This is a genomic window from Arthrobacter sp. CAL618, assembly GCF_000468215.1.
Classification (GTDB): Bacteria; Actinomycetota; Actinomycetes; order Actinomycetales; family Micrococcaceae; genus Arthrobacter_D.
The window spans coordinates 19,342-26,156 of record NZ_ASZW01000033.1 but is presented as its reverse complement, the minus strand read 5'-3'; the positions used below and the strand labels follow the sequence as shown (position 1 = coordinate 26,156).

At 62.6% G+C, this 6,815-nt stretch carries 4 protein-coding genes and 1 pseudogene (1 of these 5 running past the window's edge); 3 read left to right on the top strand and 2 right to left on the bottom strand.

What is annotated here, in order from left to right; genetic code table 11:
- Positions 1 to 17: 17 nt before the first annotated feature.
- Positions 18 to 266 (bottom strand): WhiB family transcriptional regulator, encoded by a 249-nt coding sequence (locus tag K728_RS20365; protein ID WP_019483052.1) that lies wholly within the window; start codon positions 264 to 266, stop codon positions 18 to 20.
- 423 nt (positions 267 to 689) lie between these two features.
- Between K728_RS20365 and K728_RS0101915 the strand changes: the two genes are divergently transcribed.
- A complete protein-coding gene (locus tag K728_RS0101915) occupies positions 690 to 1,130 on the top strand; it encodes a membrane protein (protein WP_024475680.1) in 441 nt (146 codons plus the stop codon).
- On the opposite strand, the gene K728_RS0101910 is transcribed toward K728_RS0101915, so the two are convergent.
- Positions 1,127 to 5,089 (bottom strand): FtsK/SpoIIIE domain-containing protein, encoded by a 3,963-nt coding sequence (locus K728_RS0101910; RefSeq protein ID WP_024475679.1) that lies wholly within the window; start codon positions 5,087 to 5,089, stop codon positions 1,127 to 1,129. The genes K728_RS0101915 and K728_RS0101910 overlap by 4 nt on opposite strands.
- Before the next feature lie 195 nt (positions 5,090 to 5,284).
- On the opposite strand from K728_RS0101910, the gene K728_RS0101905 reads away from it, so the two are divergent.
- Together K728_RS0101905 and K728_RS18155 are read left to right on the top strand one after the other, a co-directional pair.
- Entirely contained in the window at positions 5,285 to 6,574 is a 1,290-nt protein-coding gene (locus K728_RS0101905) for a nucleotide sugar dehydrogenase (protein ID WP_024475678.1), read from the top strand.
- 39 nt (positions 6,575 to 6,613) lie between these two features.
- Positions 6,614 to 6,815 (top strand): annotated as a pseudogene (locus K728_RS18155) (acyltransferase); it runs 417 nt beyond the window's last position.

Sequence of the window (6,815 nt, the reverse complement as noted above, 5' to 3'; positions counted from 1 at the left end):
CGTGGCCCCGACGGCAGTTAGGACGCGCGACGAGCCCGGGCGGCGCGACGTTTGAGAGCGCGGCGCTCATCTTCACTCAGTCCACCCCAAACACCGGCATCCTGTCCCGATTCGATAGCCCACTGAAGGCAGGTGTCAACCACCTGACAACGACGGCAAACGCTTTTGGCTTCTTCGATCTGAAGAAGGGCAGGCCCAGTATTTCCGACCGGGAAGAACAGCTCCGGGTCCTTGTCCAGACATGCAGCGCGGCTACGCCAATCCATGTACGATCACTTTCTCCTTCGGCGATCCGTGTTTGTGAAAACATTCACGAATGGCCACATAGTAAAGGGGCCAGTACGGCCCCCGGTTGCTTCTTCCTCAAGGCTGTCACGTTAAATCGAAGCAAACAAGAGGAAACAAGCGGTAAATTGTGCAATGTGGTGAGTTATACATCACAGCCATTAGCAGCTGGCACGGAAATCAATGCGTCGCTTTAATTCGACTATGTCGGGTGGCCGCCTCCGTGTCAAGACCTCGGATGCTCGGCAGGATCATCATGACTAGGCTTGAGAAACCACAAGCCTCGACGGCTGGACCAAAGAATTAGGGTGCAGAAATCGTCATGGCGATTGACTAGATGATATGGATACGTTTATGCGGAAATTGCAGCTAAAACGAACGACTTTCCCTCGGGTGACACGCTGATGGCGGGCGCAACTGGCGAGGCAACACCCGAACCTCTTCCCGCCGGTGCTCGTCCGGCCGGAGCTAAAGTTATTGCTGCGATTCTGTTGGTGGAGGCGCTCGGACTGCTCGCCGCCGCTGGGTGGTACCTGTACGGGCTCCTCACCAGCACACCCACCTCGCTCGGCGGGGCAGTCTTCACCATGGTATTCCTCGTGGTGCTCGCGATCTGGCTACTTGCGGTCAGCTACAACCTCCTCCGCGGGTACCGCTGGACTAGATCCGCTGCGCTGGTGTTCCAACTCTTCATGATCGTGATCGCCATACCCACGCTGTCAGCCGGCGTCGTGATTGTGGGTGTGGCCCTGTTGCTACCGGCGGCGGCCGTCGTGCTGCTCCTGTTCACCAAACCAGTTGTCGCCCACACCACGCGTACGGCAGACAGCCCCAAGGTCCTTTAACCAGGGGGGAGCGCAACCTGGACCTCAAGTGGGTCACCGTGGCCCAGCTGAAACCCACGCCCCGGGGTGGGGCAATCATCACAGTCCAGTCGTACGCCGAAAAAATCTCCATCAGATGGTTGACGGGGGGAAAGGACCATTCCCGCCCGTGTCGATCGTGCCTGGGCTGCCAACGGGATTCTGGTGACCGCAGGGCTGTTCAGGGCCGTAAGAATGAGCCGATAGCCCGCCGCGACCAGCACAGCGAGATGGCGGTGCGTCTCGGGTGCGAGCCGATCGGCGTCATCAATCAGGAGAAGAGCATCGGGTGGCTCATCACCGGCACGGTGGGCCAGGGCCAGGTCCCTCCAGAAGGAGTCCGGCTCGGCCTGCGAGCCCGGGCCCAGACATACCGTGCCGGTGGGTACCGACGCCGCGATGCGCTGGAGGAGGGTGGTGCGCCCCGAACCTGCGCTGCCCAGGACAAGGAACACCGAACCCCTCGTCGGCTCAAGGTAAACCACTCGCAGCTCGTCGCCGCCGACGCCGATTGGTATGCGCAGCGGACCCCCAACCGGGGCCCTGAACAGGTCGCCGGACGCGCGGACTACCGAGGGAATGGGCAGCACCCGGAAGGGCTGCGTCGTCGGCTGTGGCCCGGTGGCAGGGTTGACGGTGGGTCCGGTTATTCGTCTGAGGGCCACCTGTCCCAGGGCGCCCGCTGTGGTCCCGATCGGCCCCTGAGCCAGGCAGCGCCCGGGTAGATCTTCCGTTGGCGAATGGGCTGGCCACGTCAGAATCGTTTCTCGGCCCGCGCCCAGAGGAAAATACAATCGATTGGGAATTTGAGTAAAAAACTGGGAGTTTGTCAGCTCACGTCCGCCGGCAGCAACCAGGGTGGTGCCAGCAGCGAGACCGTCCCGGGCAATGTCCTGCAGAAGTCCTTCGGCCCAAGCCCACCGACTGTTTCGGAGCGCTCCCGCCCAGCGGCCCCACCCGGAAATCACCACAACCAGCCCAGGGTTGGGGGGAGCGCCGTCGTCGGATCCGGGGGAACGCGAAAGCCGGGTGATGACCTGCTCGGATATCAGCTTCAGAACGCGTGCAGCTCGCTTGAGCTCCTGCGGGCCGACATACGCGCCTACCTGGGGCGCCGGGGCCGCCCACCCGAGGCTCCCATCGCCGTCCAGAAGATACAGGTGATGATCCGGTACCCGGTGCACCAGCTGATCCACGAGGTGTACCAGGGCATCGGTGGTCCCGCCAGGCGGGCAGCCGACCAGTGCGAGATGTGATTGCTCAACAGGGGACCACAGGAGTTGACGTTGGGACTGCTGCTCCGGTAGATCGAGCAACCCCAACGGGACGGTGCCCCGGGGGCTGGACGGGTCGGGAAGTGGTGGCACTATTGCGGGTAGCTCTGGCAGGACCGGATAGTGCAGCGGAGCGCCCGGTTTCATGGCCGTGGCAGCAGCCAGCACAGTCACCAGCCGTGTGGCCAGCTCGGGAGCTATGGGTGTGGGAATCACCGTCCGCTGGCCCTGCACCGGGGTGGGGCTTGCGGCCTCTGGCTGCCGGAGGTAGCTGGCCAGGGCGACAACTCCAGCGCCGGTCGCACCCTCGTTTCCGGGCGCTCCTGTTGATGCAGTCTGAAATTCGATCGGGTTCCCGGATCCCACTTTTAGAAGGGCTCGTCCGGGTGCATCCACTGGGATGGTGGCTGCCGCCGTGGATCCGATGAGATCGTGAGACTCAAGCGCTGATCCGACCCGGAGCGCCATGGTGGCGGTCACGTTGGCCCTGATATCCGGCGACAGGGCACCTTGAGGGCGTTGGGTTGCCATGATCAGGTGAATGCCCAGCGACCGCCCGAGGGTGGCAACGCGCATCAAATCCCCCATCGCACCGGGAACATCTTCCACGAGCATTCGAAACTCATCGATGACCAGAACCAGGCGGGGGAGCACTGGTCTGTCGGTGTCCGGCCACTCGCGGATATCACCGACGAGATACCGTGCGAAGAGTTGCTCCCGTCGCCTGATCTCTGCCAGCAAGGACTTGAGGGCCCGCGCCACTGCGGCCGCCGACAGATCGGTCAGCAGGCCCACGGCATGCGGCAGGTCGGAGAGTATCCGCAGCGCGGCACCACCCTTGAAGTCAATGAAGAGAAAGTTCACGTCACTGGGACTGTGGTGGAGCGCAATGGAAAGAACCAGGGATCTGAGGAGCTCTGATTTTCCCGACCCAGTAGTCCCCGCAATGAGCAAGTGTGGTCCGTCCGAGACCAGGTCAAAGATCAGTGCGCCCGCAGCGCTGGGGCCAATCGGTGCGGCGAGGCCCGGCCCGGGCCTGGCCCAGGTGCGGATCACCTGCTCAGGTGCGGTCGGTACGAGAAGGGCGAGGCTGGTCCGGCCAAACGGGATTGGGAACTCTTGGCTGATACCAGCCACTGCCGCAGGACAATCAGCGAACCCCCGGATCGCCCGCGCGCGGGCAAGCCTGCCGAACGACCGGTTACCCACCAGGTCCGGGCGGAAACTGCTCGGATATCCTTCGGCCAGCAGATCGGCTTGNAGATCAATGCGCATCCCAGACCCGTCCGGCCCCGGGGGTAACTCCTCCCCAGGGCCGACCCCAAACCTGAAAATCGCAGCCAACCGTCCCCTCGGCGGATTCCAGAGGGCGCTCGATCCGAACAACAACACCGGTACCGGGAATTCGGCCCGGGAAAGTTCGGCGAGCGCCGTGTCCGTATCAGCCAGCACAATCCCAGGGAGAAAGCGTGCGTCCACCGGCAGTTCAACGTCGGTTCCAACACAGATCGCGGCACCGGGCGAATGGCTTAGCTGAAGCAGCAGAGATCGAGCCAGTCCCAGCAGGTGGAGTCCGGACCCCGAAATGCTGATCTCCGGCACAGGAAATACTGTTCCATTCGAAGCTAGTTCAATAACCAACGGAACATCAGTCAAAAGCGGAGGAGCCCAAAATCCGCCTGTCGGCTTGACCACCAGGTTCGCGTGCTGGGTTCCCTCCCCAATCCTGACGAAAACCGGGATTCCGTCCATTCCGCGGCGTACTGCCTGATCGGCACAGGTTGATGCGACGGCCTGTAAGGCCAGCCGGCCGACGTCGCACACGGCCCGTCGTCGATCTCGGTCCTCCTCGGCTGCCCGGGCGAGGGCGGCAGCGAAACCACGGCGTCCACGGCGGCGCGCCACCAGCGGAGCCAAGCCGAACCCGGCTGATAACACGCTGAAGCCCAGAAAAAGCCACATCCCGGTGGTCAGCGCCAGACCGATTCCCAGAGCGAGCGGAACGAGGGCGGCAGCCACCATCGCCGGGTTTGCGGTGACAGAGCTCGGGCGCGCTACCTCGAGGGGCTCTGAAAGATGGGGAACCGGCTCGCCCGGCGGGGGCTGATCTACCAGTGAGAGACGGCAACGGCTACCCCCTAGTCTGATCCTGGATGTGACCGAGACAGTAGCTTCACTTACCAGCGAATCATCAACCCAGGTCCCATTGCCTGAGGAGACGTCCCGCAGCAGGACACGATTCCGTTCGACGGTCAGCAGCGCGTGGACCCGCGACACTTCAGGATCGTCAAGGACAATGTCAGTTCCCGAGCGTCCGACCGAGTACGTACCGCGGGTTAGCCCTACCAGCTGGCCAGCATCCGGCCCGGAACAGACGACAAAGACCAGGTGTGGCGGTAATGTTCCGCCCCGGGGCCGGTCCGGGCAGGGAGCCGTGCCGCCTGCCACGACCACCGCCCCAGTCACCAGGGGTGCCACGCCGAGACTCAGACCCTCCAGCGGCTGACCCGCGACGGTGCACGCACCAGTGTTGTAACCAGCGAACAGAGCATCTCGGAGCGCCAGGGCCGACCTAATCAGCGAGGTGTCAACGACCAGCTCAATCGTCCTGCCCTGTGGCGGCGCCGAAGGGCAGGGCGCCCAAACCAGTGTGAGGTGAAGCAGCATAGGCCCGGACCTTCGGCGGAATCCAACGATTTCTGTCACCGACGCTATCGGCCCAGGGCAGGCCGGGCGGCCTGACGAGGCGAAAAGTGGACAAACGCAGATCAGGCGTTTTTCCCTGTGTGCCTATAGGCTTGACTACTGGGTCCGGCTGGACATGTTCTTTACCTNCCTGCCACTAGAGAAGGTCATTGTTTCGTGAAGATTGCTGTTATTGCGCTTGGGAAAATCGGGCTTCCGCTCGCCGTGCAGTTCGCGTCCAAGGGCCACGAGGTGGTCGGCGTGGATGTGAACGCTCAGGTAGTTGGGTTGGTGAACCAGGCGGTTGAGCCGTTCCCGGGCGAAGCCCATTTGCAGGAGAAGCTTTCGGAGCTGGTTCCGGCGGGGAAGTTGCGGGCTACCACTGATTACGCGGATGCGGTGCCTGGTGCTGATGCTGTGGTGTTGGTGGTCCCGTTGTTCGTTGATGAGGATGCGAAGCCTGATTTCGGTTGGATGGATGCGGCGACGACTGAGCTGGCGAAGCATTTGACGCCTGGCACGTTGGTGTCGTTTGAGACGACTCTTCCGGTGGGTACGACCCGGACGCGGTGGAAGCCGATGCTTGAGGCTGGTTCAGGTTTGGTCGAGGGCGTGGATTTCCATTTGGTGTTCTCCCCAGAGCGGGTGCTGACCGGTCGGGTGTTCGAGGATTTGAGGAAGTACCCGAAGCTGGTGGGTGGGTTGTCCCCGGCCGGCGCGGCGACGGCTGTTGAGTTTTATGAGGCTGTCCTTGACTTTGATGACCGTCCCGATCTGCCTCGGGGGAATGGCGTCTGGGATTTGGGTTCCGCTGAAGCGTCGGAGCTGTCGAAGCTGGCTGAGACCACGTACCGGGATGTGAATATCGGGTTGGCCAATCAGTTTGCCCGGTTCGCGGCGACGACCGGGATTGATATTTATCAGGTGATCGATGCGTCGAACTCGCAGCCGTATAGCCACATCCATCAGCCAGGTATCGCGGTGGGCGGTCACTGCATTCCGGTGTATCCGCGGTTGTATCTGTGGAATGACCCTGACGCGACGGTGGTCCGTGCCGCGCGTGAGGCTAATGCTGGTATGCCGGATTACACGATTGGGCTTCTGGAAGGCGCGTATGGCGACCTTCAGGGTGCACGGGTGGTGGTGCTTGGCGCCGCGTACCGCGGTGAAGTGAAGGAGACAGCGTTTTCCGGGGTGTTCGCTGCCGTTGATGCGCTCAAGGCCCGTGGAGCTACCGCGTTGGTGCATGATCCGATGTACACGGATGAGGAACTTCAGCGTCTGGGTTTCGAGGCGTACCACCTGGGTGAGCCGATCGATGCCGCCGTGGTGCAAGCCAACCACAAGTCGTATGCGTCGTTGGGCCCGGCTGATCTTCCTGGGGTGAAGGCATTCATTGATGGGCGTCGGGTGAGTTCGGCTGAGCACTGGGACGGTGTGCTGTACCGGGTCATCGGCAAGGCCTGATCCTTTGCGACACGCGCTTCATAACGGAAGAAGGACTCGATGAGTTTCATAGCTGACGGCGCTGATGTGTCCGCCCAGGCCACCCTGGGTGAGGGCACCAAGGTGTGGCACCTGGCGCAGGTACGTGAGGACGCGGTCCTGGGGGAGAACTGCATCGTGGGCCGGGGCGCGTATATCGGAACCGGTGTCCAGGTTGGCGCGAATTCGAAAATCCAGAACTACGCGCTCGTCTACGAGCCGG

What these genes read in the sequence shown, in the direction of transcription:
- K728_RS20365 (WP_019483052.1), bottom strand. Translation starts at nt 266, where the DNA reads ATGGATTGGCGTAGCCGCGCTGCATGTCTGGACAAGGACCCGGAGCTG.
- K728_RS0101915 (WP_024475680.1), top strand. Translation starts at nt 690, where the DNA reads ATGGCGGGCGCAACTGGCGAGGCAACACCCGAACCTCTTCCCGCCGGT.